Raw genomic sequence first — 24,912 nt, 5'->3', positions numbered from 1 at the left:
GTTCTTAATCTGAATTATATAAACGGACAAGATTGTACTCCATTCGCATCAGAGTTGCATCTAAAAGACAATGATTTTCAACAAAAGTCGAATGCCGGGCTATCGCTCAAGATAATAACGGCCTGTTGGAATTAATATGAACCTTGGATGACAAATTGACTTGGACAGCTTGATACACGCTCAACATGACAGGTTTTGTAACGGCCATTGGTTTGATAACACACCCGAATATCGGTCAGTAATGTGGCAGAGTTACGACTGGCACTATCACATCCTAGCTGTAATGCAGACGATGGCATACCTGCATTTAATTGTGAAAAGCGTTGTTGTAACCATTCTCGATTGACACGAATACTGGTGGGCGAAGTGACCTCTGCCGGCATATTCAGTTTTTCGGCAAAATTTACCATGGTACGGAAATATTGGCTGGCATTCATAGAGACACAACCGCCCACCGAACGCCATAATCTTGCCTGTGCATGTTCATCTGGCATAATCCGCATCAACACCCGTTTTTGTACGGGCGTAAGTGTGGGCACACTGGAGGTTTCACAACTTTTTCCACTGACGCCTTCAGGCATTAATCCTGATACAGTCAGCGAATATCCCTCCAGACATTGCCGTGTTCTTCTTTGACTGCTATCAAGGGTACAAACAGCTGGCGATAACTCAATTTGCAATACAAAACCTGTCGGTGCCGCCCAAACGGTACTTGCCAAAAAACACCCGAACGTACCTGCTAACAACCATTTTGTTGCGTAAATTAGCCAGATTAATTGCTTCATCGAACCGCTACTTCCTTTTTCATTCATTTATGCATCAAAACTGTTGAGGTACGGGGTACATAAAATGACTAATTGTTTGCGGACCTTTTCCAAGTACCACACCATAATGTACGGCATTGGTCAGTACATGTTTTACATAATCACGAGTTTCAAGAATAGGAATGGATTCTGTATATTGATCAGCCGCAAGCGGTTGAGATGCGGGTTGCCATCGTTTTGCACGATTAGGACCGGCATTATAACCAGCTGTCGCCAGAACTGGATGACCACTTAACTGGCTTTGAATCATACCAAGGTAATAAGTTCCGTAACGTACATTAGTATTCATATTGGTTAAAGCCGCACTACTATAGCTTTCGCCCAGTTGTCTGGCGATTTGCTGTGCTGTGGTCGGCATCACCTGCATGAGTCCACCAGCACCCACACCAGATCTTGCCGCGGTATTAAAACGGCTTTCCTGACGCATCAGACCATAAGCCCATGATGGATCAATATTGGCAGACTGGCTATGATTGACCACATAGTTTTTGTATGGTGTCGGATAACGTAAGGCATAATTATGTTTATCAATTGTACGATCTGAAGCATAGATTGAGCGGTCCAGCCAGCCCATATCATTGGCACGTTTTGCCGCAGCTAGAATTAAGCCGTCCTCCTTTTTCAAATAGGCTTGTCGTACTGCCCAGTTCCATTCACGATTGGTATAGTTGTCCGGTGCCTGAATATTCTTTAAGGCAAATGCACGACGAAAATTAATATCCTGTGCCAGACGCTCAAAATCACGATTGGATGGCTCATGATTTTTAGGAAATTGCGAATAGCCTTCATTCAATCGTGTTTTGGCCAGTAATCCGTGATAATCATCAGATTCAGCTAACTTTTTATAGATCGACTGTGCATATTTTTTACTACTGGTATCATTCCGTTGCTCGGTGGCTCGCGCCAACCAATATTGCCAACGATCTTCTTGTTTCTGTGATACAGACATACTGTCAATGGCACGAATCAATCCTTCCCAATTGCTAAAACGAATGGACTGACGCGCATAAATTTCGGCTTCTTCCGGACTAAACGGATAACCATAACTTTTATCAAAATACTGTGGTAATGCCGAGTTAAAATTATTCTTTAAAACCGTTGTACCGCCAACATATGCAACAGTTCGGTATAAATACTTCTGTACGTACTCTGGGGTACCCTGCGCCACCCGATCCACCATGGAAATGGCATTATTTAAATCACTATCCGCCAGACGTCCCAAGGCAAAAATTAAATAGAGATAGTCCTGTTGTGTGGCTTTAGGGGCTGTCCATAAATAATTTAGCGGACTGGACTGGATTTGATTTAGCTGGGTCAGGGAAATCGGAATCCCCATATTTGCCGCAGTTGCAAATGCCTGCCCCATCTGCCCTGCTCGTAGCAAACTGAATAAACGCTGCTGTTTGTCCTGATCGGAAATCAACGGGCTACTTAACATCATTCTTGCCAGACCAATACAGGAATCCGGCTGAGAGTCTGTTTTTAACCAGATTTTGTCTTTAAACTCGGCTAAAGCCAATGGATCACCCGTGCTGGTACGTACCTGAGCCACTGCACAGGCTTCTGCATCATCCGCATTGCTGACATAAGGCAACACAGGCACGGCAGAATTAAAATCACCCGCTTTTACTTTTTCTTCAACATAATCTGCGGCAAGTTTTTCTGCCATTGCGGAATTGGGATATTTTCGTGCAAAAGCAACGATGCTGGCTGCTGGTTGAAGTACCAGATTAGCATTGAGTTTCCAATACTCAGGATAATACTGCAAAGTACTGTCCTGCATTGAATACTGGTATTGATCTAGCAATGCGGCATTGCCACTATTACTGACTTTATAGGCATCATTAAAGACTTCATCAGAGCAAAAACTGTTAGAACTTGCTGCTAGAAATACGCTCAACATGGTCAAACGCGCTGGTATTTTCAAATTCGGCTGTCGCTTTTCTTTGAGTCGTTTTTCTTTGAATAGCCTGATCCAAACTCGCAGCATGCGCAAAATTCCTCAATACCTTTGAATAACAACGTGTGATTAACAACTTGACAGATCAAAACTGACTTGATGAATAGCTGCATTTTAAACAGCTTACCTCGTTTTTTTTGTATCGTTGTGTAACTTATCCCAATAAATTTAAACTGCCCATTCTATTGCATTTCCGTTAGCTCCTTTGAAAGTTCCTCACGATATCACTTGAGCCATAACACAACGCTATACAGCGCCTAAATCAGAATAAGTCTTGGTTCGCCCTAAAATAAACGTTCTTATCACTTCTTATGAATTTTAAAATTGTTTTTTTACGGGGTTTTGCTCACCTTTATCTCAATAAACTGTTAAAATATGCGGCTTATTTTTTATTGTGTCATTCGTTTGGCACAGTTCGCATCAAATTTAGGAGCCTACATGACGGTTCAAACCTTCATTCCCAATGCTGTAGCTGCCTCAGAAAACACTGTTCACCAGCCATCGCACATCCCTAATGAAGACAATATTACAGTCAAAAAACTGTATATTGAAACGCAAGGATGTCAGATGAATGAATACGACAGTCACCGTATGGCAGACTTACTTGGCGACTCGCATGGTTATATTTTAACCAAAGATCCAAAAGACGCCGATATTCTCTTAATGAATACCTGCTCCATTCGTGAAAAAGCGCAAGAAAAAGTCTTTAGTGAATTGGGGCGCTGGCGCAAACTCAAGGAACAAAATCCGGATTTAATTATCGGTGTCGGTGGTTGTGTGGCATCACAAGAAGGCGATACCATTCAAAAACGTGCACCATATGTCGATATGGTATTTGGTCCGCAAACTCTGCATCGCCTGCCACAAATGCTGGATCAGCATCACGAACAAATCCACAAACCCAAGCAGGATAAAATCAAACTGGTTGATATTTCTTTTCCGGATATCGAAAAATTTGATTTTTTACCTGAACCTCGAGTTGAAGGCTACAAAGCGTTTGTATCGATCATGGAAGGCTGTTCAAAATACTGTTCATTTTGTGTGGTGCCCTATACCCGTGGTGAAGAAGTATCTCGACCACTGGATGATGTACTGGCAGAAATCGCAACACTGGCAGAAAAAGGTGTACGTGAAGTTAACTTGTTGGGTCAAAATGTTAATGGTTATCGTGGCGAAACCTTTGAAGGCGGGATTTGTAGCTTTGCCGAACTGATTCGTCTGGTCGCTGAGATTCCGGGCATTGGGCGTATTCGCTATACCACATCGCATCCTTTAGAATTTTCCGATGAGTTGATCGAATGCTACCGTGATTTACCACAAATGGTGTCTCATCTGCATTTACCGGTCCAAAGCGGCTCAAATGATGTACTCAAAGCCATGAAGCGTAATCACAGCATTGATGTTTATATCGATAAAATTGCCCGCTTACGCAAAATTCGTCCGGATATGCATTTATCCAGCGACTTTATTATTGGCTTTCCCGGCGAAACCGATGACAACTTTCAGGAAACCTTACAATTTATTAAGGATCTGGATTTTGATCATTCCTACAGTTTTATCTATTCAAAACGCCCTGGTACACCGGCAGCAGAACTGGAAGACCATACGCCCGATCTGATCAAAAAAGCCCGTCTGGCGCAAGTACAACAAGTCATTAAACAATCCAGTATTGCCAAAACTGATGCCATGCTAGGTAAAATTGAACGGGTACTGATCGAAAAAATCTCTGATCACGATCCAAATATGTTGATTGGGACTGCCGACAACACCCGTTTGGTGAGCTTTATTGGTGATGCAGCATGGATTGGTCGTTTTGCCGAAATTGAAATCACTGAAATTAAAACTTTGAATTTAGTTTATGGTGAACTCTTGAATATTGAGCCTGACGTGGCGTAATGTATAAGCATACGCCAATCACTTAAAAAGGATTCATCTTTGACTGCTACAATTCGTCGTACGGTACAATTTGCGGGCATTCCTCTTGAACAATTAAAAAGCATGCTGGGTGCATACAACGCCCACCTGCGACAGATCGAACAACGGCTACAGACTGCCATTACACAGCGTGGTGACAGTTTCTTTATCGAAGGTGATATGGATCAGGTCGAACGCACCGAAGCCATTTTACAGCGTCTCTTTGAAGAATCAGAAAACACCCAGAGTATCAGTGCAGATCAACTTCATTTAATGATTCAGGGCAGTCAGACTGAACGGGATTTTGAGTTGATCGGTGAAGAACCTGAAAATCATGAAGCGCCTCTAGATGTGTATTTGCAAACCCGTAAAGGTCGCATCAATCCACGCGGTGCCAATCAGCGTCGTTATGTACAGCGCATTTTGCAAAGTGATATTTCCTTTGGTGTCGGTCCGGCAGGGACAGGTAAAACCTATCTTGCTGTCGCCGCTGCTGTGGATATGCTGGAACGCAACGAAATCCAGCGGATCCTGCTCGTACGTCCGGCAGTTGAAGCCGGAGAGAAACTCGGTTTCCTGCCGGGTGATCTAACCCAGAAAATTGATCCCTATTTGCGCCCACTCTACGATGCCCTGTATGAAATGCTGGGTTTTGAAAAAGTGGCCAAACTAATTGAACGTCAAGTGATTGAAGTTGCCCCACTGGCTTATATGCGTGGTCGTACCCTCAACCATTCTTTTGTCATCCTCGACGAAGCACAAAACACTACACCGGAACAAATGAAAATGTTCCTGACCCGTCTTGGTTTTGGTTCCCGTGCGGTGATCACAGGCGATATTACGCAGGTCGATTTACCGCGTGGTCATCAATCAGGATTGGCACATACTTTACGGGTACTGGAAAATATCAAGGAAATTCATATTACCCGTTTCCATTCTCGTGATGTGGTACGTCATCAACTGGTACAAAAAATCGTGGAAGCCTACGAAGAATTTGATGATGAACAACAACGCCTCAGTGCCGAAAAACGTGCTGAACGTAAAGCATTACAGGAGGTCTTGATGAATGAACATAATCAGGCTGCCGATGCCCAGCATCTAAACAGCGATGAAGAATAACCTGTGAAAATCAGCCTATCCATACAACAGGGGTTTAACACGCCCCTGCTTAAACCTAAACGCAGCGACTTGAAAAAGATCATCGAAACCACATTACGCCATGTCAATATCACGGATAATTGTGAAATTGGTCTTGCCTGTGTAGATCTTGCCGCCAGTCACGAACTGAATCTACTGTATCGTCAGAAAGACAAACCGACCAATGTGCTGTCATTTCCAAGCGATATTCCCGCAGAAATTCTGCCCATGCTTGATGCCCGACCACTTGGCGATTTAGTCATTTGTATTCCTGTGGTTTTAAGCGAAGCCGAACAACAGCAAAAATCCAATATGGATCATTTCAGCCACTTACTGGTACACGGTGTATTACATTTACTCGGTTATGACCATGAACTAGGTGAACAGGAAGCCGAAGAAATGGAAGCCTTGGAAATTGAGATTTTAGCAAAACTTGGCTTAAAAAATCCGTATCTAGAGCAATAGTCGATTTATCCATGTATATTGTGATTTTTAAAGCAACTATCAGACAATTGGATCCGCAATACAGCATCATGGCGCAAAATTTAAGACAGAAAGCTTTTGCAGAATATCATTGTCAAAAATTTGAAAGTTATACAGAGAATCAACAAGAAATTGCCTTATCTTACTGGCTCAGTTTGGAAGATATTCAGGCATGGAAAAATGATCCTGAACATCTTTTGGCACAGCAATTGGGCCATGAAAAATGGTATAGCACCTGCTCTGTAGAAATTTGCCAATCTCTAAAATAAAAACGGTTGAAATCAATCAACCCTTTTTATGAAAACTGTATTTTCAGATACATCGAAATTATCTCTAGCCTAAGCTCAAATTTTGTTAGATCAAAAATTTTTTAAGCATGTTTAATGTTTACATAATAATGCATTTTTTATAAAACATCAGATCAGTTTCCCCCTAGTATATGATTTAACACATCATAAAGTTCAGGGCAGCATATGAAATCAGGTTTCAAAAAGTTAAGTTTTTCTTTTTTATCTATCACATGTTTATCTTTGTTCTCTCTGCATATTCAAGCGCATACAATTCTGATTAAGAATGCCTATATCATGCCAATGACCCAGAATGGCAAAGATATCCCGGTGGGAGAAATATTCATTGAAAATGATAAAATTACAGCGATTGGCACACAGGTGAATGCCAAAGCCGATACTATCATTGATGCAAACGGTGGTTTTGTTCTTCCTGGTTTTGTCGATACCCACTCCCATTTATGGGTTAATTTGATGCGTGGACAATTCCGAAATGCTGAAGGTAAATTTTTTCCAATAAGTAATGAACTTGCTAAAAATATGACGCCACAGGATACATATCTAGCCATGTATAGTGGTGCACTGGAATTGATCTCGAATGGGATTACCACAACAGCAGATTTTTTTGATAATATTCATGGCCCTGCATGGGGTGAAGCAGGTTTAAAAGCACTTCAGGATTCTGGTATTCGTGCCATTATGTATTATGGTGGACCAGATAAAACCACGATAAAACCAATCGATTTAAACAATCTGCAAAAATTAAAACAACAAACAACATCTAGGGTTAATCTGGGCTTGGCATGGCGTATTCCCCGTAATTTACAAGATGAAACCAATTGGGCGATGCGTGATGTTGAGTACAAAATGGCGATTAAACAAAATTTACCGATACAAGTCCACATTAGCGGTGATGCCAATGCCATGTTCAATGCGCTCATCCAGCGTAAATATCTATCCCCTGCGGTGACTGTTGTCCATGCTACGGATGCAACGCCCCAACAACTTGATGCACTGGAACAGACAGGAGCTGCTTTATCCCTCACACCCTTAAGTGAACACCGTGTAGGTTATGGGCTTACCCATATAGAACACTTTAGCCGTGTTTCACGTCAGGGGTTAGGTATAGACGGCAACACATTGGCTGGCAGTGGTGATATGTTCGATAATATTCGTCTGGCGGCATTAACCATGAGTGGCTACAATAAAGATGAAACAAAACCAGATCCCAGACAACTTTTGGAACTTGCTACACGTCGTGGTGCAGAAGCGATAGGCCTAGGAAAAATTACCGGTAGTCTCGCTGTAGGAAAACGAGCAGATCTACAAATTATTCAGCCCAACACTCTCAATATGAGTGGCTATGCTGGTGGAGACCCTGCTGCCCTATTGGTCTATTCTGCAAAGAAAGACAACATCTCGGTAGTCATTATTGATGGTAAGCTAATCGTAAAGGACGGTAAATTTTTAAATATATCCACTGATGAAGTTATTAAGCAGACACATACCGCTGCAAAACAACTTTTACAACGTGCCCAACAACCCTGAGGTTTTGTATTAATCCTCTATTTGTTATTGATATAATCTAAAACCCACATGTTTTGCTAAAAATCAAACCATATAGAAAACATTCAATCATAAAAAAACGGCTGAAAAATCAGCCGTTTTTTATTAGAGAAAATTTGTTGGATTAACGCAAATAATAAATCATCTCAAATTTCTAGAAATTATAACGTAGGGTTAAAGTTGCATTACGGGGTTCGCCATAAATCATACCATTTTGCCCCAATCCATCGTAATATTTTTCATCAAATAAATTATTGATGTTAATTTGTGCTTTGATGTTCTCGGTTAAATCATAACCCAACATTAGATTGGCCAAAACATAGGCATCTTGGTTGATCAAACCGAAATTTGGATCTGTAGTATAAGTTTTACTCTTATAGTTGATCCCACCACCAATACTTAACTTATCTAACTGATATTTAGTAAATAAATTAACATTTGTTCGTGCAGCTGTAGTTTGTACTCTTTGGCCTGTTGGATTTTTGGCATTAAAATGTGACATACCCAAGCTCAGGTTCCAACGATCAGTTAGCTTACCGTCCAATTCAAGTTCGACCCCTTTGCTTTCAACTTCGGTCGCACGATAAACTGTTTGAAGGCCATCAGCCGTTGTAATAGTTGTACCTGTTGTTTCAGCAAAATTTTCGAGCTTGGTCTGAAAAACTCCGATTGCCGCATTTAACTTACCCTCCAAAAACTCTCCTTTGATACCTGTTTCATAACTTTTACCTTCACGAGGATCAATGTATTGTTGATTGATGTCTTTTTTATCATCAGGTCTGAATACGCCCGTATAGCTGGCGTACCATGAATATTGATCATTCAAATCATATATCAAACCAGCATAAGGGCTAATTTTTCCATTGTATTCTCGATTACCTGCGCCATCAGCACTGTTAAATTTCCAATTAGTTAGACGAACACCTGCGATTAATTTTAATGGATCAAGCAACTTAAATTTACCAGCTAGGTAAGCACTACGCTGAATGGTTCTGTTAGATGGATTCACATTGGGATTGTTTATTGAACCAATCAGTTTAGTATCAATGTTATTGTAATCTATGAGTGAACTAGCGAGAGTCGGATTGCCATAATATGCATTTGTTCTTTCACTTTGATCAAATGAAATACCTGCAATAATTTGTTGCTCCAAATCACCCAAAGTAAATGGTAATGAAACATAGGCATCTGCTGTGTTCTGCAAGAATGTACCATTGCTGGAATATGCATAATACCCAGAAGCAGTATTCGTTTCTTTGTCAACACCAGCATTGACCCAAGGATATAATAATGCGGTATCGGTATCCAAACGACGATATGAATAATCAACATTCAAAGTTATATCATTGAATAATTTTTGTTTCAGGGTAGCAAAGGCAGTTGTGGTCTGGTTATTCCAATAAGTCCAATCATCAGAAACTGTCAAACCACGATCAAAATTAGTTCTTGTACCATCGGAGTAGAAAGCTGTTAATCCGCCCCATTTAATACCTTGGCGTTGTAAATCTTGATAACCGGCACCAAAAGATACGTAAGTTGAGTCGGTTAAATCTGCATCTAAGACAGCATAGATCAAATTATTTTCTTTATCAAAACGATCTTCTGAAGAGCCACTTTGCTCATGCTTAACTAGTACACGACCGCGAATGCTACCATCAGCATTCAATGCATTAGACACATCTGCTGTACTGCTCCATGCACCCCAAGAACCAAATGAGGTACTTACACTTCCTGTTAATTCTTTGGCATTGGCATGTTTACGTATCATGTTAATTGCCACAGCTGGGTTACCAGCACCCGTTGTTAAACCATTGGCACCTTTGACGACTTCAATACGATCATACATACTTAAATCTGGATCAGTAGCATTATCCATTTCTATAGAGCTACTACTTGGCACACCATCATATAAAAAATAATCAACATCAAAGCCACGTGCCGTCGGATAAACACGCTCATCAAATTGATTAATGGTTACACCAGTTAAATTACCAAGCATCTGCTGTAAAGTATTAGTATTAGTGTCATCTAAATATTCACGCGTTAAAACTTTTACCGATTGAGGCGTTTCACGCAACGAGAGATTTAATTTTGTTGCTGTATTTGTACTTTTGGCAGTATAGCTTCCGGTTCCCTCAGTGACAGATGTATCATCCTCTGCCTCAACTGTAATGACTGGTAAAGTTTGAACATTTGATGTTTCTTCTGCATGCGCAACACTGGCTGTTACCGCTGCAATTGCAAGAAATAAACGATTAAAACGACTCAAGGCAGATGATCCGTTCATAGATTAACCTTCATTGAAAACAAGATGATGGAGATATGTTCTATTGTTAAAAACAATAACTTATCGATAGATAACATATGTAGTATTCAAATGATGCCAATCATAAAGCTCAAACCAAATGACTAATAGATTCGACCATAATAAATCAAGTACACATGCTAGTTTTGAAATGCTTGAGCATTGTAATAATCTTTATTTATAAATGGAAGTGATTATCATAATATTTACCACCCAAATACTAGTATTATTACTATTTTAATTAAGTTTAAATGCAATAAAATCTATCTCTATACAAGACAATTTTTTGATTTCTAAAAGATGCCTCCTGACATACCGTATTCTACGAAAGCAGAAATCCAGAGCGTTCATATCAGTTTTTCTACCAAGATCGCACTGGATGCTCGCTTTATGAAACGGTATTTCTCAGAGTATGATGAATCCAATTTTAGGATAAAGAAACATTGTCTCACAAAGACAGCCCTGCTTTTTCAAAGATGGAAAATTTAAATAAAGATATATAAATCATATTTATCATATATATAGAAAATTTATAAAAATCAAATATTAAGTTTTCTCCGACCTCGTCCACAACCATACCTGTACCAACACCATACAGCCGATGGTGATCCAGACAAACCATGGATGCGGCACTTTCCAGATCATTAATGCCGCTGCAAAACTCATACTGATCAAGGATATATATTTTACTTTTCTTGGAATACTACGATGTTCATGCCATTGCTGTAATAGTGGCCCAATAAAACGATTATGATAAATCCAGAAATGTAAACGTTGTGAACCCTTTGCGGCAAAAAATCCTGCCAAGATATAAAAATCAATAGTGGGCAAACCCGGAATCACAATTCCCAAGGTCCCCAAAGCAATACACAACCAAGCCAAAATGATACATAACCAGCGAATGATCGCTGATTTTGCCAGTTTTGGTTGTTTTTCAATTTTATTATCCGGCTTGGTATGTTGCACCGATATCCCTCTGTTATATTGCCTTTGTAAAGGGCTATTGTTTAGACCCAAATACCAATATATCGTTTTTCATAAACAATAAATCGGACGTATGCGATACGTCCCTAGCGTAATTGATCCAGATTTTCCAGTAAGGTACCAAAACGGGAAAAACCGTCCAAAGCACCTTGAATCACCTTATCCTGATCTTCCTTGCTAAAATTGGCATCATCCAAAGCCTGTTTAAAACGTTTCCAGACTCGCATACGACCTTCTGGATAAGCTGCCAAATTTCTTGCACCAAACTCTGCCGATAGACCTAATTTCGCTTGTGCTTCCTTAAATAAAAAGGCTGCGCCCAACGTCGAACCTTCTGAGACATAGATCCAGCCCAGTGCTTCAGGATAACCAACATTTAATGTCGCAATCTCTTCACTTTGCGGTTCGATCCCTAAATCTTCCAAATCCTGTAAAGCTGCCTGTGAACGCCCCCGCACGTCAAGATCCGGTATGATTTTTTCTACCTCGGCATGTCGATACAGGTTTTCTACATCTTGCTGGAAGTAATATTGCGCCAGTGTATGCTGTGCATAATTGGTTTTGTTGGCAAAAACCTGTGCCTTTTCCATTAACTGTTCCATGCGGTCATGTTCGTGGCTGGTTTCAGTTTTTAGCCGTTGTGAGAGGCTGCTTATTTCTACTGTTGCGTTCATGGTGTTACTCCTTGTTTAGTATCATTAGGTACTGTTTCTTTACTTACCCGTTTAAAATGAAAAAGGTGACAAAGTGAATTTAAAATCATTATTTTCAGCCTCGCCCCCGTTGATTCATCCGAAAATCTATTGGTAAATTGACAAAGATAGGAACAGCTTGACCATTGACTTTATGTGGTTTAAATCGGGCTTTTTGTGCAGCCTTGACCGCTTGTTGATCCAGATAATCAATACCTGTACTTTGTTTAATCAGTACCTTGGTTGTATAACCCCGACGGTCTACGAAAATGGTTAGAATCCCTTGTCTATCCTGATTTTGTAGTTCCCGATCCTGATATTTTAATGGAAAGCTCAGCACATCAATGCTATTGACCTGTATTGGACTTTCCTGTGCAAGGGGTGCAGTTTTTGCCTGACTCAGCATTTTATCTTGACCTTCTTTGCTACCACCAGCACGTTGGTCTTCACCCTGTGCCGTACCTGATCCCTGCTCTTGTTGTTTACTACCTTCTATAGCTTTTGCTTTTCCAGCATTTGGGCTAGTCTGGATTTGGGGAATCACTTTATTTTCTTGAATTGAAATCGCTGAACTTGCTGCCGGTGTACTTTCTTTCAATTCGTTTTTTTGCACAGGTTCATTTTTTTCTTGCGAGCGAATGACTGTTTTATCCGATTGCCTACTGGTCACCGTTTTGACCTGTTCCACTGGTTTTGTCTTGGCTGGTGCAATTGGTTTTTCTAACTTGGGTTGTGGTTGGGTTGGTTGTTCAGGCGCAGCATGTTGTGCTGTTGCACTGTGTCTGGCAACGTCATCGGATTTGCTCATCGACACAAAATGTACTTTGATAGCATTCACTTGCGGCGGCGCACTCAGTTGATAAGGCCGATGTAAATAGATTAATAGCCATAATCCCAAAACATGACCAAACACAACCACAACAAAAACCACAGGATTTCGTTTTTTATTTTCTTTCAATGGCTTAAATGAACGCCCTAGCGATGCATGAACAGAATAAGACATGAATAAACGTAACCTTCCCAAATGCGCATAACAATCAACAAAAAGTTAAAATACAATTCACTCTGCCATAGAATAAAAAGTGAATAAGAATGATTAACTTCATCAAAGAATCAACTGTCTTCATTAAGTTTGACGAATGAACGCGGCAAAATACGCAAAAAAATAGTGAAATTTATTTCTTAATCATTTTTTTCATTTGTAATATCATTTTAATGCATTGCATTTCTTTTCAATTTAAAAGATAATCATTCTTATTTGAACTGTGCAGGTAATGTTATGACCTCCTCCACTTCATCGAAAGCACAGCAACATCTCATCAGTGAAATGTATTTCAAACATCATGACTGGCTTTTACAATGGTTAAAATATCGTATTAATTATCCATTAAGTGCAGCAGATATCGTACAGGATACATTCCTACGACTGTTACAAGCAAAACAAAAAATTACGGCAATACAAGAACCTAGAGCATATCTAGTCAATATTGCCAAACATGTGCTAATTGACCAACATCGACGCTATATCATTGAAAAGAGCTATTTAGATTCTCTCTGTGAACAAATGCTGATTGATGAAGAAGCTCTACCGGAAAATGCCATTGAAGATGTGGTTCAGATATTAGATTTTCTCTCTGTTGCACTAGATCAAACGCATGCCAAGGCAAGACAGGCATTCGTAATGTATTATTTTGAAGGCTACAGTCAAACAGAAATTGCCAACATGATGAATCATTCCCTGCGCAGCATACAGGGTTATTTGGCAGATTGTCTCAGCCTGTGCTACGAAGCACGTGACAGAATCAATGCCGAGTTAAATCGCTATGGGGCATGATCAAAATATACAAAGAGACATCGCCTTATGGGTCATTCGCCTCAATTGCGATGATCCAGTTGAACGCCTACAGATACAACAAGAATTTGAGCAATGGAAAGCTGAACATCCAGAACATGTACATCATTTTGAAGCACTCAAAAACTTTAATACAGAAATGCAAAATTTACCGCATCAACATTCTATTAATGCCCAGACAATACAATACACCTTTGATGCAATCGAAAAAGAACAACCGAATATTTTAGAAATTTTAAGTAAGACCACCTTTATTCTGGCTGGAATCAGCTGCCTTGGTTATCTGTTTTATGCTTATTTTCCACTGCAATATTATACTGCCGACTATAGAACCGGCATTGCAGAGAGTAGAAATTTAACGTTACCGGATGGTTCAAGCATTACCTTAAGTGCAAAATCTGCGATTAAACTTGATTATACGAGCACAGAACGTCGCATTCATCTAATTCAAGGCGATCTCTATATTGATGTGGCCAAAGATGCGACCCGTCCATTAGTCGTGCAAACAACACAAGCGGATTTTCAAGCATTGGGTACACAATTTATTGTGAATCGTTATCCGACCAGCAGTACCCTAAGCATGTTACATTCAAAAGTCAAAGTATCTGCACATCACAGCTCGCTTCCAGCCTTACAGCGACCGCCATCACAAGTCGTTGCGATGGGCGAACAAATCAATATCAATCAACAAGGTCTGGGTAAAGTTGAACACATCAATCCTGCATCGGTAAAAATAGCTTGGCAACAGCACCAGATTCTAGCCAATGACTTACCGCTTTCGGATTTATTGTCACGCTTAAATGCCTACTACGACAGCTATATTATTTTTGATCAGGACAGTTTAAGCGAGATTAAAGTTACTGGTGTTATCAATACCCAACAGGATTTAAATGCAACATTGCGCTTACTTAAAACACAATATCCCCAAATCGACTTTATTCAAGTAGGTAAATTTGTCACTTATGCAAGAATTAAAAATCTGAGCGAGTAAAATATTAGAATTTAATAAAAAATAATTTATTGATAAAAACTATTATTTTTAGTCAACCAATAATATAAGAAATATATATTAAAAAAATAGATAAATATTTTTAATTAAATCTACTCAATAAAATTCGGATAATTATTTTTAATTGTTGCACCTAAGGGTAATAATTATTATGCTTTGTTATTTATGTAAGTTTTAAATTAAAATACTATATTTAAATTCAATGCCTTAAATTATAAGCTTTACAATTAAATATTCGCTAACAGCATACATTAACTATTGCGCCAGAATCTATGTTTGAATGAATACATCTGATAAATTCTCTATGGATTTAGATCAGGTCATTAATTTTAATAACATCTGAGGTAAAGAATCATGGCTAATCAAAACGATCAACAACGTAACCAGCAAAATGGTAACCAACAACAGCAAAATGACCAGCAGCGTAATCAGCAGCAGCAACAAAATGATCAACGCTCTCAACCGGGTTCAAATCAAAAAGATTCGAATCAAAACCAGACTGGTCAAAACCCAAAAAATCCTGATCAACAAAATGAAAATAATCAACAGCGTTAAGTAAGCTGATTATTTAATATGTTGACATCCCAAAGATCCGGGGCGGATATTTTTACTCCCGGATTTTTATTGCATTTATCTTTAAAACCGATGCTCCAGTTTTAAACTAATATTATGTTTATCAAAACTATAATATCTTTCTACATTACTTTTATTATGAATATAGCGATAATTTAATGTTGGAGTTAAACCATAAAATTGCCATCTAGGTGCAGAAACAATTAAATTATAACTTTGTTCAAAATCATGGCGTCTAGTTCCAAAAACTGCAACATATTTATCATATTGTCGCCAACGATATGAATTGGTAAGTGAGGCATTAAAGCCGGCATTAAATTGTTTGGTGACACCTAGTCTTAGACCTTGTTGTTCATAAGCAGTATAATATTGTTCTTCGGTATTATGATCGACATAATCCAGCCCAGCATTCAAACTCCACTGCTTGGGCAAGATTTTCCAAAATGTAGAAAAAGCCGAATATTCCACACCATTTTGCGTGGTGTAATTTGAATAGTTAAAATCCTTGATTTCTGTTTCTAGCTTGAATGCTTTGTCCTGACCAATAAATCGCATCCATTCTGCCCGTCCACCCCACGCATTATAATAAGGATCATGACCAAAATATTTATGCTCAAATACCGGAGCAAATAATATCTGGTTTTTCTGATCCTGATAGCTATAACCGGCATTAAAGTTAAAGGTGAGTTCGTTATAATCCCATTCATTCGGATAAACCTGTCCATAGCCTAGCCCCCGAAATGAAACACCATGATTGCCGGAAAGCGACCAGCGTTTACTTAAGGTTGCTTCATAATCCAGTCCTGTTACATTAATCGGATCAGGACTACTCTGATTTTCTTCAGCAACAAAGATTTTATTGCCATCCTCATCAAGCTTATAATCACCATTCTCATCAGCTGCATACCAAATAATGGTATTATTATACTCTGCCGAATTATTTAGATTAGTTGCGTAGCGTCCACCAAAAGCAATAGACCCTTGCCATGCATCGCGTTGTTTTAATCCATTTAAATACGCATCAACATTTTTAACAATATTTTGTGCTGTACGATCGGTAGATGTTACCAAATGATCTTTTACTTGTTGAAATACCTGTTTGGCTTCCTTATTTTTTTGTTGTTCTGTCAATACCCGTGCCAATTCCAGCTTGATAATCTGATTTTGCGGTTGTAATTCGAGTGCCTGCTTAAAATCTTGTTCGGCTTGTTTGGCATTCCCTTTCACCCTCGCCAATGCACCTTGTGCAAATAATACCAACGATTGATCGTAACCTTGCAGTTTTAAATAGGCATCCAGATAAATTGTTACGGCTTGCCATTGATTTTGCATAACTGATAAATATAATGCACGTCCGATATCTTCAAGACTTTCTCCAACCTTAATCGATTCCCCATTAATAATGATTGAAGGTAATTCAGCTGTATCCTGTTTTCTTAATGCTTTTATGTTTTGTTCACGCTGTAATTGTTGTTGCTGAATATCCTGATTTAGACGTAACTGGGTATCGTTGTCGGCAGCATAGACAAAATGCTGGATCGATAATAATGTACAGAACAAAAATGTTTTTTTCATTAATAGATACCGGTAGCAAAATAAAAAATCAAAAAGAAAGACCTGCCAAAGCAAGTCTTTCCTTAATATAAATTATTGTCTTACACCACCAAAGGCGATGTCATAAGAACGGTCGGCAAATTTAGCAATACCGGCCAGTTGTGCTTGTGTATTGAAGAAGCTACCAGAAACCACACCACCAGAAGCCGTTTTACCGCCGGTCCATGATGCATCGGAACCACTAATCGCTGCTGTCGCATTGTCAATGGTTGCAGTACCGACATTAAAGGTACTGGTACCATCAGTTAAAGTACCGGTTAACGTACCAGTGCCTGTAGCTGTAGCACCGAAGGTAGCTGCATAATTACCACTATAGTAATCGCCGTTATTTAAACCGGAAACAGTATAGTTGGCAGTTACACCATAGTTGGCAGAACTAATTGCACTATCCACATTGTCACCAATATAGAATACTGTATGAGTTGAAGAGTCAGCCACACCAGTTGTACCTACTTCTTTAGCCCAGTTACCAAAATAGATATCTTCACCACCCACTTGTTTAAAGTCCCACACACCTAAACCAGTATGATCTGGTGCTCCAAGCGCACTTACCCACGCAAGATCACTTCCTGCAAAATGATAAACATCAGTCGTGGTGTTATGTGAACCAGCTAAACCTAAATTAATATAAGTTTTTAGATGATCAAAATCTGCATAACCACCAGTAGGACTTGATGTAGTAACTACTGCACCATCTACACCTGCTTTAACCTCTGTAGAAGATAGTTTTAATAAACCATCACCATCTGAACCACCATAACTTTGACCAGAACCAATTGCAGCGTGCGCAGAACCAATAATGCCTAGTGTCGCAACTAGGGCAAACGCAATTTGATTTAATTTCATGAGTATTTCCTCTTATTTCATTAAAATTTACCAAGAAATCATAATGATAAACTTAGTAATTCTTATTTAAATAAAATGCTATGTTTTTCTCATTTCTATCTATAGTGTGTAAATGGAAAACAACATTTTATTTTATCAGGGATAAGATGATTATTTATAACAACGACAATCACCCGTTATATCGACATATCAGGATAAAATCTTAATATATCAATTTTTACATTTTGCAGCCTACAGATTGATCTCTTTTATAAGATTAACCCGCCTATTCAAGATATAAAATAATAATGACAATATCAAGACATTTTTATATTTATTTTTTACTTAACTTATATCAACTTTATCTATAGATAATAAAAGATAAATCCATCACACATTCCATTACAAAATAGCCCCATACCATTAATTTTATATTTAAAATATTAAATTAACAGTAAATCAACAACTTAAATAATTGAAACAAAATATAACCACAACCACATTAAAATAAACCTATTAAAATAAAATAAAAAATATCGATGCAATTATTAATAATTACATCAATCTAAAATATAATAAAAAATTTAGAATAAAATGCAACAGCTTATTATCAATCAATAATAAGATTAATACAGCAATAATTCTAATATATTACAATGATATCTCTATTTTCGATAAGCTATGCTCCATTAAAAAGTATAAGTAAGCGCAAGTTTAAAGGTACGTCCCGGTGCCGGAACAGCAGATCGACTAATCGGATCGAGATAATAGCGGTTGCCTAGATTAGTGCCAACAAAGTCCAAACTTAAATGATCGTTATATTTATAATTAGCATAGGCATCCACTACCCAAGTATCATCCCATTGCAATGGTGCATTAAACCATGCTGCATTTGTCACTCCAATATAAGGATTTTTAAAACCTTCAAAATAAGTAATACGCGTGCCTAATTCCAGCTTTTGATCAAATAGACGGGTACCTAGGGTTAAATTCGCCTGATATTCCGGCAAAGCCATATTTATTAAGTAACCAGCAGAAAAACCATAATCAACACAATTACTAGCAGCTTTGGTATAACCCAATGCATTATAACTATTTAACAATACAGATGTTTCATCACAAACCTGATTTTGTTTGTTCCAAACTAAAGATAAATCACCAAAATACTTGCCATTATCATAACGACCGGAAAGTTCAAAACCGGCAATCTTTTGCTGATCTACATTAGAAAATACCAATATATAATTTCGTTCAATTACATTTTCAGTTTTATTACGGAAATAAGCCAGTTTGATATCAGCTTGTCCCTTTTCCAACTTTAATCGCTCTTTGAGATTATAGACATAGGCCAATTCCCAGTTATGTGCATGTTCCGGTTCCAGATCGTAACCAGATTGCGAAGCAGAAAAACCCAAGGTAGTTTCAAACAGACTTGGAAGGCGATAAGCTTCGCTATAATTAATATAAAACCGATTGTTTTGATTAAGTTTAAACGCAGCAGAAAATGATGGCGCCCAGTTTGTCCGATCTTTTTCCTTTTTAACTTGTTCCGTAACGGTTTCCGTAATTGAGCTATAACCCATTGTAGGGCCACCATTTACATTGGTTGTAATATTTTCATTACTAATATCAATAGTACCATTAAGTAAAGGATTATTTTCTGCACTATATTTACCGGTAACCGGATCTGCATACCAATTATAATGATATGTTACAGTTGTCGATGTTCCCAACTTATTAGCTAGCTCATTTCGCCTAGATCTATAAGTCGAAACACCAGGGTATTTTTCCATCATTCCTGTATAATAGTTATATTCTGTATCATACATTTCTTGTGTATAATTATCGACATCAACAGTATAACTTAAATCTTTACCAATTTCTTTAATAATGGTTGAAGTGCCGCCTGTCGACTCATTTAAATAATCATCAAATGACCAATAAGAGGTAGATTTTGCCCCGGCAGTCAGGCTTAACCATGAGGTTGGTTGCCAGTCAAAATTAAACCAGTATTGATTTTCTGAGCGTCTACCTGCACGTGGTAATGAACGATATCCTGCACCGGCTCCGGTACTATCATTGACATATTCATCAGTTGTTTCCAGTTTTTCACGAGTTAAATCTGCACCAACTGTTAATCCCAAATTAGATAATAATTCAAACTTATTGCTAAGGCTTGCACCTTTACGAGTATTCTCGGCATAGCTATAAGCCGTATTTTTTAAAATATAAGAATTATTTAAATCCCGATCATATCCTCTCGCCTGATAAGTACGACATAAAAGAGCATACGTTGCAACCTGTGTCGCGGTTAAATTCGCTGTATCTGGATGACAATAAGTGTAGATACCATCCAATTTGACATAGTTAATAAACCCACCTGTAGTATAGGTTTCAGAAACAGTATCATTCTGCCAAAGGTTGAGTTTTAAATTAATCCAGCGATTATCTTCTGGATTATATTTATACTCCAAACTATAAGCTTTGGTATCTACTTTACTTAAGGGCCATTGTGGTAACAATCCATCATCAGATAAACTAATTCGAGATGGCATGATTTCACCATAGATGGTAGTACTATCCCGATAGGTCAATTGTAATGCCTGATCATCGGTGGGGCGCCAAGTTCCTTTTAGTAAATAAGATTCCATCCAGTTCGAGGTATTGGTCACTTCCCCACCAGGAACATATACCGTCGCCATATAGGGTACTAAACCAGTACTACTACTAATATCTCGACGTGTACCATCATCAGTAGTATAAAAATCACTGCCCTTTTTACCAGCAAAATAATTGCCCCGGCTACGGTAAGCATAGGCTGCCAATAGATCAAAATACTCCTGCTTAGTTCCCACTGCAATTCGTAATGCCTTGTCATCCCAGTTACTTAGTTTATTATCATCACTGCTTTTAGGCGTTATCATACTTAATGGATCATTGAATCCAGTTACGCTCCAGCTATCCATACCAAGTGTATCTAGTACATCTCGATAGTCCTGTCCGGTATAAGACGTTGGTACTCGTTCTTTAACGCTATTGGTGGCACCTTCTATTTTTATTTCTGCGCCATATTTTTGTCCTGGTCGTACAATATCATCGATCTGCAAGGTGGTTGCTGCTACCCCACCGGCAATCCCGGTTTTTACTTCGCTGTCTAGAGAAGCACCTTTTACCACCGCAATCGAACTAATCAAATTTGGATCAATATAACTACGGCTATTAGCACCACCATATCCACGCCATACGGTTAAAGATTGCTCTGTGCCATCAATGGTTACAGGTACACGACCTTGTCCTTGCATCCCCCGGATATTCGGATCAAGTGCGCCACTGTTACGAGCATCACCACTATAGACATTGGACATGCCCTTAAATAAATCCGAGGGTGTGGTGCCTTTAAAACGTTCGATTAAATCCTTACCGGCATAGACAGTACTGTAGTTTTTATCATAAACATCATCATAGCCTTGGGTATCACGGTCTTTATCACCATATACGGTTAAAGGTGCAAGCTGTACTGCTTCTTGTTGTATGCGCTGAATCTCTTGCTGTTCTGTAATATTGTTATTATTCTCGGCAGTTTGATTTGCTTGCGCTAAAACAGGATTTGTCGTGCTATTTTGTTGTACAGCACCGGCTGGTGCTTCCTGCACAATATAGCCCGCCGGTGTTTTATGGATCTGAAATGGCGTATTGCTTAATAATGCCTGTAAAGCCTGATCGACTGTATATTGCCCAGATAGAGCCTCAACTTGATAAGTATTGGTTTTAGCGGTATCTAATAGCAAGCTAACATTGCCCCGCTGTGCCACTGCATTTAGCGCATCCGTCAAACTCCCTTGTTGAATCTGGTAATTTATTGCTGTTGAGCTATCTGCCGCATGTGTAGGCAAAACCAACACAGAAGATGCGATTGCAAGTGAGATACTGATACTCAACTGTTTAAAAATCAATTGTTTCGGTTTTTTAAAAAAAGTGCTCATGCCCCATTCCAGCAATAAATGATAATCATTAACCAAAGCGATAAAGAAAAAATCCTTGGTTTATACTTAATATGACGAATGAGATAAAAAAATTACGCAAAAAAATTACATAAAAATTTAGAGAAATTACACGATCTTGTTTTTTTACTTTTAATTCAGAGTCGTGTGTGTGGCATACCTTACCACTTCGTCATACTTGAGAGTTCTTTAATTGATCTCAATTTAATATACATGTTAGCATTGTGTTATCTATTCATACACAGAGAAATTCTTATGGCTAGAACAACGAGTGTAACTATCGGCCAACAATTGGATGAATTTGTCAAAACACTCATTGAATCTGGACGATATGGTTCAACGAGTGAAGTCATGCGATCCGCTTTGAGATTATTAGAACATCAGGAGAATCAAGCAATAGCCTTAAAAAAAGCAATTGAAGCCGGTGACGAAAGTGGAGAAAGTTCTCTTACTTTAAAAGATATAGCTGCCCAAGTGAAACGCAAGCACAATGTATAAACTATCTAATTTGGCTGCGGAAGATTTTGCAGCAATTTATGAATATACATTGCTTAAATTTGGTGTTATTCAAGCCGATAAGTACACTGACAATTTAGAAAATATTTTTAATCTTTTGACCAGTGCCCCACTAATGGGACACGAATGTCCTGATATAGGGCTTAATATACGTCGTCATGATCACAATCAACATGCTATTTTTTACCGTCCACAGAAATATGGTATTTTTATCATTAGGATACTTCATCAACAAATGCAACCGATGAAATACTTTTTTGACCTATAACCATTTCGGTCATCTTAGCTCTGGAGGCCGGATCAAGTCCGGCATGACGATGGCGACTAGAATTACGCCGTCATTCCTGCCTTACGATGCTTTAGTCGCATCTCAGGAATCCAGTGCAAAGTTCACCCATTCTAGGCTTTATTAAATCAATCTGCCTTTTTAACTGCGGTTAGAATTTAATTCAAGTTACATTGGCTCTTGATGCTCCTCGCGCAATATATGGCTCAGAGTATGACAACTAAAGTTACTTCGTTAGGTTAAAACTAGGCAATGCCTAATTCACTATGACTTCCCAACCTTATAAGCTGTAAAATAAGGAGTTCGCCTTCCTCATTCTTCTTATAGATTAGCACTAAATCAGGCGTAATATGACAATCTCGATACTCTTTCCAATTGCCGGATAAAGCATGATCTCGATATTTCTCTGGTAAGGGCAAATCCGCCTGTAACAACTTTAAAACCGTTTCTAACTCGGTTTGTACCGTATTACGATGTTGCCCTTTCTTTTCTCGCTTGAAATCTTTTTTAAAGACCGTGGTGTATTTAATCGTCCGCATTTAAACTTGCCACTAAATCATCTACAGATTCAAATGCAGGGGCATCGCTCAGATCCTCTTGTATGGCTGCTATGGTCTCAGCATTCGGCTGCCAGATTTCAAATGGTAAAGCTTTTTCTTTAGCAATTTTGGTCAGCATTAAACGGACAGCATCAGATACAGTCAGTCCCATCGTTGCCAAAACTTCTGTTGCTTCATGTTTAATATTTTCATTGATTCGAGTGGTGACGAGTGCATTTGCTGCCATGTTCTACTCTCCTATGATTAACAACGTTAATCATACATCAAAAAAAATCGTTCGAGTTAGTCATTTGGTAAGAAAAATTTACCTCAAAAGCTACGTTCTTTTGGTTTTCATCGTTCATATCTGGAAAAGGAATATGCTTGGAATTACTCCGTCATTCCTGCCTTGCGATGCTTTAGTCGCATCTCAGGTATACAGTGCAAAGTTCAGGAATTTTACTACTGCACATTAAACATCGAATCTTTTGCATCAAAACGCCATGTCCGTACAATCCGTAGTTCACTAATATCTTTCATACCAACATCAAACTTTCCAAATGGCATGGCCCGGCGTACCGATGCTTTTGCTGCTTCATCCAGAATCGGATGTCCTGAGCTTTCCAGCAAGCGGATCGCACGTATTCCCCCTTGTGCATTGAGAATAACCATCAGACGGACATCACCCGACAAACCTTGTTGCTTTGCGGCATCCGGATAATAGCGATTACCAAACAGTTCCACTTTCTGACGGAAACGATCCAGATAGGCTGCCGAAGCATCCTGTTTGGATTGAATATCTGTCACAGTTTTCACTTTTTGTTTCTTGGCATACATTTGCTGACGCTGTGCAAACTGTGCTTCGATACTGGCGATCATGGCTGCACGAGATTGGCGTTGACTTTCAAGTTGATCCTGTGTTTTTTTACGTTCTTCATCCTGACTCTGTTTCTGCCAACTTAATGTGGTCATCAACATTCTTTCCTGAAAATCCAGTGCTTTTTTCTGGGACAATTGCTCCAGCATTTCCTGTTGTTGTTCGCCCATGGAACTGTCTGGTGCAGTTACCGGAATAGGTGTTGTTTTGCTATGCTTTTGCTTCAGTTCGCCATCGCCTTTTTGATCTTTTTGTGCCAAAAAGTCCGCATCTTCAACTTTATCGTTATTCAAATGTACAGCGATAGTCACATCTTTGGTCGACATCGGCGAAGATGAACCGGAGATAAACTGAATACTCAGAATTGCAAGATGCAAAAGGACTGCAATCATCATTGCCACAAGAAAAACAGGATCTTTCCACCAGTGTTTGCTGACCACGGATGCCTGTAAAAACTGTAAATAGTCCTGCTTTGACTGTTCTGCCAAGTATCCCTACCCCTAGATACATTGAAATCAATTGATTTACACGTATAATCGTACTGCATGTTGATTTATACATGTTTTATTAGCGCTTTTTGATCACTTGTATAAAAAACGTATTTTAAGCACAATCTATATTAAAGCAAACTGCATAGCATATAAACCTGCGATCATTGCAATCAGCCA

22 protein-coding genes are annotated in these 24,912 nt (G+C 38.8%); 10 read left to right on the top strand and 12 right to left on the bottom strand.

The features are described from left to right. Positions 1-131: 131 nt before the first annotated feature. Positions 132-785: a ribonuclease T2 family protein gene (locus CRO21_RS08420; protein ID WP_228150394.1), complete on the bottom strand. Its 654-nt coding sequence runs from the start codon at positions 783-785 to the stop codon at positions 132-134. Positions 786-819: 34 nt separating this feature from the next. Then, positions 820-2,727, bottom strand: coding sequence for a lytic transglycosylase domain-containing protein (locus CRO21_RS08415; protein WP_097078902.1), 1,908 nt, complete (start codon positions 2,725-2,727; stop codon positions 820-822). Positions 2,728-3,222: 495 nt separating this feature from the next. Between CRO21_RS08415 and miaB the strand changes: the two genes are divergently transcribed. The 5 genes from miaB to CRO21_RS08390 all read left to right on the top strand — a co-directional run bounded on the left by miaB (position 3,223) and on the right by CRO21_RS08390 (position 8,153). Further along, positions 3,223-4,680 (top strand): tRNA (N6-isopentenyl adenosine(37)-C2)-methylthiotransferase MiaB, encoded by a 1,458-nt coding sequence (gene miaB, locus CRO21_RS08410; RefSeq protein WP_097078865.1) that lies wholly within the window; start codon positions 3,223-3,225, stop codon positions 4,678-4,680. A gap of 39 nt (positions 4,681-4,719) precedes the next feature. Continuing rightward, positions 4,720-5,817, top strand: coding sequence for a PhoH family protein (locus tag CRO21_RS08405; RefSeq protein ID WP_097078864.1), 1,098 nt, complete (start codon positions 4,720-4,722; stop codon positions 5,815-5,817). 3 nt (positions 5,818-5,820) lie between these two features. Then, positions 5,821-6,300, top strand: coding sequence for an rRNA maturation RNase YbeY (gene ybeY, locus CRO21_RS08400; RefSeq protein ID WP_097078863.1), 480 nt, complete (start codon positions 5,821-5,823; stop codon positions 6,298-6,300). 11 nt (positions 6,301-6,311) lie between these two features. After that, positions 6,312-6,587, top strand: coding sequence for an antibiotic biosynthesis monooxygenase family protein (locus CRO21_RS08395; RefSeq protein ID WP_097078862.1), 276 nt, complete (start codon positions 6,312-6,314; stop codon positions 6,585-6,587). Between the two features lie 315 nt (positions 6,588-6,902). Continuing rightward, the gene (locus tag CRO21_RS08390) at positions 6,903-8,153 is read left to right on the top strand and encodes an amidohydrolase family protein (RefSeq protein ID WP_213064409.1); all 1,251 of its coding nucleotides are present in this window, start codon (positions 6,903-6,905) and stop codon (positions 8,151-8,153) included. Between the two features lie 172 nt (positions 8,154-8,325). Here CRO21_RS08390 and CRO21_RS08385 read toward each other — a convergent pair whose 3' ends face one another. The 4 genes from CRO21_RS08385 to CRO21_RS08370 form a co-directional block, all read right to left on the bottom strand. Beyond that, the gene (locus tag CRO21_RS08385; protein ID WP_097078861.1) at positions 8,326-10,458 is read right to left on the bottom strand and encodes a TonB-dependent siderophore receptor; all 2,133 of its coding nucleotides are present in this window, start codon (positions 10,456-10,458) and stop codon (positions 8,326-8,328) included. Between the two features lie 564 nt (positions 10,459-11,022). Beyond that, positions 11,023-11,442, bottom strand: a complete 420-nt coding sequence (locus CRO21_RS08380; RefSeq protein ID WP_228150393.1) for a YbaN family protein — start codon at positions 11,440-11,442, stop codon at positions 11,023-11,025. Between the two features lie 104 nt (positions 11,443-11,546). Continuing rightward, a complete protein-coding gene (locus tag CRO21_RS08375; RefSeq protein ID WP_097078860.1) occupies positions 11,547-12,134 on the bottom strand; it encodes a biliverdin-producing heme oxygenase in 588 nt (195 codons plus the stop codon). 94 nt (positions 12,135-12,228) lie between these two features. After that, positions 12,229-13,155: an energy transducer TonB family protein gene (locus tag CRO21_RS08370; RefSeq protein ID WP_097078859.1), complete on the bottom strand. Its 927-nt coding sequence runs from the start codon at positions 13,153-13,155 to the stop codon at positions 12,229-12,231. A 276-nt stretch (positions 13,156-13,431) separates the two neighbouring features. Here CRO21_RS08370 and CRO21_RS08365 point away from each other — a divergent pair, with 276 nt between their 5' ends. The 3 genes from CRO21_RS08365 to CRO21_RS08355 all read left to right on the top strand — a co-directional run bounded on the left by CRO21_RS08365 (position 13,432) and on the right by CRO21_RS08355 (position 15,568). Beyond that, complete coding sequence (locus CRO21_RS08365) at positions 13,432-13,986, top strand: sigma-70 family RNA polymerase sigma factor (protein ID WP_097078858.1); 555 nt, start codon at positions 13,432-13,434, stop codon at positions 13,984-13,986. After that, entirely contained in the window at positions 13,976-14,995 is a 1,020-nt protein-coding gene (locus CRO21_RS08360; RefSeq protein WP_097078857.1) for a FecR family protein, read from the top strand. Before CRO21_RS08365 ends, CRO21_RS08360 begins: the two co-directional genes overlap by 11 nt. A 372-nt stretch (positions 14,996-15,367) precedes the next feature. Continuing rightward, entirely contained in the window at positions 15,368-15,568 is a 201-nt protein-coding gene (locus CRO21_RS08355) for a hypothetical protein (protein WP_097078856.1), read from the top strand. A gap of 81 nt (positions 15,569-15,649) precedes the next feature. Here CRO21_RS08355 and CRO21_RS08350 read toward each other — a convergent pair whose 3' ends face one another. The 3 genes from CRO21_RS08350 to CRO21_RS08340 all read right to left on the bottom strand — a co-directional run bounded on the left by CRO21_RS08350 (position 15,650) and on the right by CRO21_RS08340 (position 22,008). Continuing rightward, the gene (locus tag CRO21_RS08350; RefSeq protein ID WP_097078855.1) at positions 15,650-17,161 is read right to left on the bottom strand and encodes a porin family protein; all 1,512 of its coding nucleotides are present in this window, start codon (positions 17,159-17,161) and stop codon (positions 15,650-15,652) included. A 72-nt stretch (positions 17,162-17,233) separates the two neighbouring features. After that, positions 17,234-18,046 carry a Slam-dependent surface lipoprotein gene (locus CRO21_RS08345; RefSeq protein WP_097078854.1) on the bottom strand — a complete coding sequence of 271 codons (813 nt, stop codon included), beginning with the start codon at positions 18,044-18,046 and terminating at the stop codon, positions 17,234-17,236. A 668-nt stretch (positions 18,047-18,714) separates the two neighbouring features. After that, complete coding sequence (locus CRO21_RS08340) at positions 18,715-22,008, bottom strand: TonB-dependent receptor (RefSeq protein ID WP_097078853.1); 3,294 nt, start codon at positions 22,006-22,008, stop codon at positions 18,715-18,717. Between the two features lie 273 nt (positions 22,009-22,281). Between CRO21_RS08340 and CRO21_RS08335 the strand changes: the two genes are divergently transcribed. Together CRO21_RS08335 and CRO21_RS08330 are read left to right on the top strand one after the other, a co-directional pair. Then, the gene (locus CRO21_RS08335) at positions 22,282-22,524 is read left to right on the top strand and encodes a type II toxin-antitoxin system ParD family antitoxin (protein ID WP_097078899.1); all 243 of its coding nucleotides are present in this window, start codon (positions 22,282-22,284) and stop codon (positions 22,522-22,524) included. Continuing rightward, on the top strand, positions 22,517-22,810 hold the full coding sequence (locus tag CRO21_RS08330) for a type II toxin-antitoxin system RelE/ParE family toxin (protein WP_097078852.1): 294 nt from the start codon (positions 22,517-22,519) through the stop codon (positions 22,808-22,810). Before CRO21_RS08335 ends, CRO21_RS08330 begins: the two co-directional genes overlap by 8 nt. Before the next feature lie 263 nt (positions 22,811-23,073). Here CRO21_RS08330 and CRO21_RS08325 read toward each other — a convergent pair whose 3' ends face one another. The 3 genes from CRO21_RS08325 to CRO21_RS08315 form a co-directional block, all read right to left on the bottom strand. Further along, positions 23,074-23,367 (bottom strand): type II toxin-antitoxin system RelE/ParE family toxin, encoded by a 294-nt coding sequence (locus tag CRO21_RS08325; RefSeq protein ID WP_097078851.1) that lies wholly within the window; start codon positions 23,365-23,367, stop codon positions 23,074-23,076. After that, positions 23,354-23,614, bottom strand: a complete 261-nt coding sequence (locus CRO21_RS08320) for a type II toxin-antitoxin system RelB/DinJ family antitoxin (protein WP_097078850.1) — start codon at positions 23,612-23,614, stop codon at positions 23,354-23,356. The genes CRO21_RS08325 and CRO21_RS08320 overlap by 14 nt, the downstream gene beginning before the upstream one ends. 215 nt (positions 23,615-23,829) lie before the next feature. Beyond that, positions 23,830-24,639 (bottom strand): energy transducer TonB, encoded by an 810-nt coding sequence (locus tag CRO21_RS08315; protein WP_097078898.1) that lies wholly within the window; start codon positions 24,637-24,639, stop codon positions 23,830-23,832. Positions 24,640-24,912: the final 273 nt, after the last annotated feature.

Origin of the sequence: Acinetobacter puyangensis, from assembly GCF_900096995.1 — a bacterium.
Lineage (GTDB): Bacteria > Pseudomonadota > Gammaproteobacteria > Pseudomonadales > Moraxellaceae > Acinetobacter > Acinetobacter puyangensis.
This window is presented reverse-complemented; position numbering and strand designations above follow the sequence as displayed.

Bases quoted from the DNA above. Each gene is read 5' to 3' on its own strand.
- CRO21_RS08420 (WP_228150394.1), bottom strand. From the start codon at position 785: ATGAAGCAATTAATCTGGCTAATTTACGCAACAAAATGGTTGTTAGCA.
- CRO21_RS08415 (WP_097078902.1), bottom strand. From the start codon at position 2,727: ATGTTGAGCGTATTTCTAGCAGCAAGTTCTAACAGTTTTTGCTCTGAT.
- miaB (WP_097078865.1), top strand. From the start codon at position 3,223: ATGACGGTTCAAACCTTCATTCCCAATGCTGTAGCTGCCTCAGAAAAC.
- CRO21_RS08395 (WP_097078862.1), top strand. From the start codon at position 6,312: ATGTATATTGTGATTTTTAAAGCAACTATCAGACAATTGGATCCGCAA.
- CRO21_RS08390 (WP_213064409.1), top strand. From the start codon at position 6,903: ATGCCAATGACCCAGAATGGCAAAGATATCCCGGTGGGAGAAATATTC.
- CRO21_RS08385 (WP_097078861.1), bottom strand. From the start codon at position 10,458: ATGAACGGATCATCTGCCTTGAGTCGTTTTAATCGTTTATTTCTTGCA.
- CRO21_RS08375 (WP_097078860.1), bottom strand. From the start codon at position 12,134: ATGAACGCAACAGTAGAAATAAGCAGCCTCTCACAACGGCTAAAAACT.
- CRO21_RS08370 (WP_097078859.1), bottom strand. From the start codon at position 13,155: ATGTCTTATTCTGTTCATGCATCGCTAGGGCGTTCATTTAAGCCATTG.
- CRO21_RS08365 (WP_097078858.1), top strand. From the start codon at position 13,432: ATGACCTCCTCCACTTCATCGAAAGCACAGCAACATCTCATCAGTGAA.
- CRO21_RS08360 (WP_097078857.1), top strand. From the start codon at position 13,976: ATGGGGCATGATCAAAATATACAAAGAGACATCGCCTTATGGGTCATT.
- CRO21_RS08355 (WP_097078856.1), top strand. From the start codon at position 15,368: ATGGCTAATCAAAACGATCAACAACGTAACCAGCAAAATGGTAACCAA.
- CRO21_RS08350 (WP_097078855.1), bottom strand. From the start codon at position 17,161: ATGAAAAAAACATTTTTGTTCTGTACATTATTATCGATCCAGCATTTT.
- CRO21_RS08345 (WP_097078854.1), bottom strand. From the start codon at position 18,046: ATGAAATTAAATCAAATTGCGTTTGCCCTAGTTGCGACACTAGGCATT.
- CRO21_RS08340 (WP_097078853.1), bottom strand. From the start codon at position 22,008: ATGAGCACTTTTTTTAAAAAACCGAAACAATTGATTTTTAAACAGTTG.
- CRO21_RS08335 (WP_097078899.1), top strand. From the start codon at position 22,282: ATGGCTAGAACAACGAGTGTAACTATCGGCCAACAATTGGATGAATTT.
- CRO21_RS08330 (WP_097078852.1), top strand. From the start codon at position 22,517: ATGTATAAACTATCTAATTTGGCTGCGGAAGATTTTGCAGCAATTTAT.
- CRO21_RS08325 (WP_097078851.1), bottom strand. From the start codon at position 23,367: ATGCGGACGATTAAATACACCACGGTCTTTAAAAAAGATTTCAAGCGA.
- CRO21_RS08320 (WP_097078850.1), bottom strand. From the start codon at position 23,614: ATGGCAGCAAATGCACTCGTCACCACTCGAATCAATGAAAATATTAAA.
- CRO21_RS08315 (WP_097078898.1), bottom strand. From the start codon at position 24,639: ATGATGATTGCAGTCCTTTTGCATCTTGCAATTCTGAGTATTCAGTTT.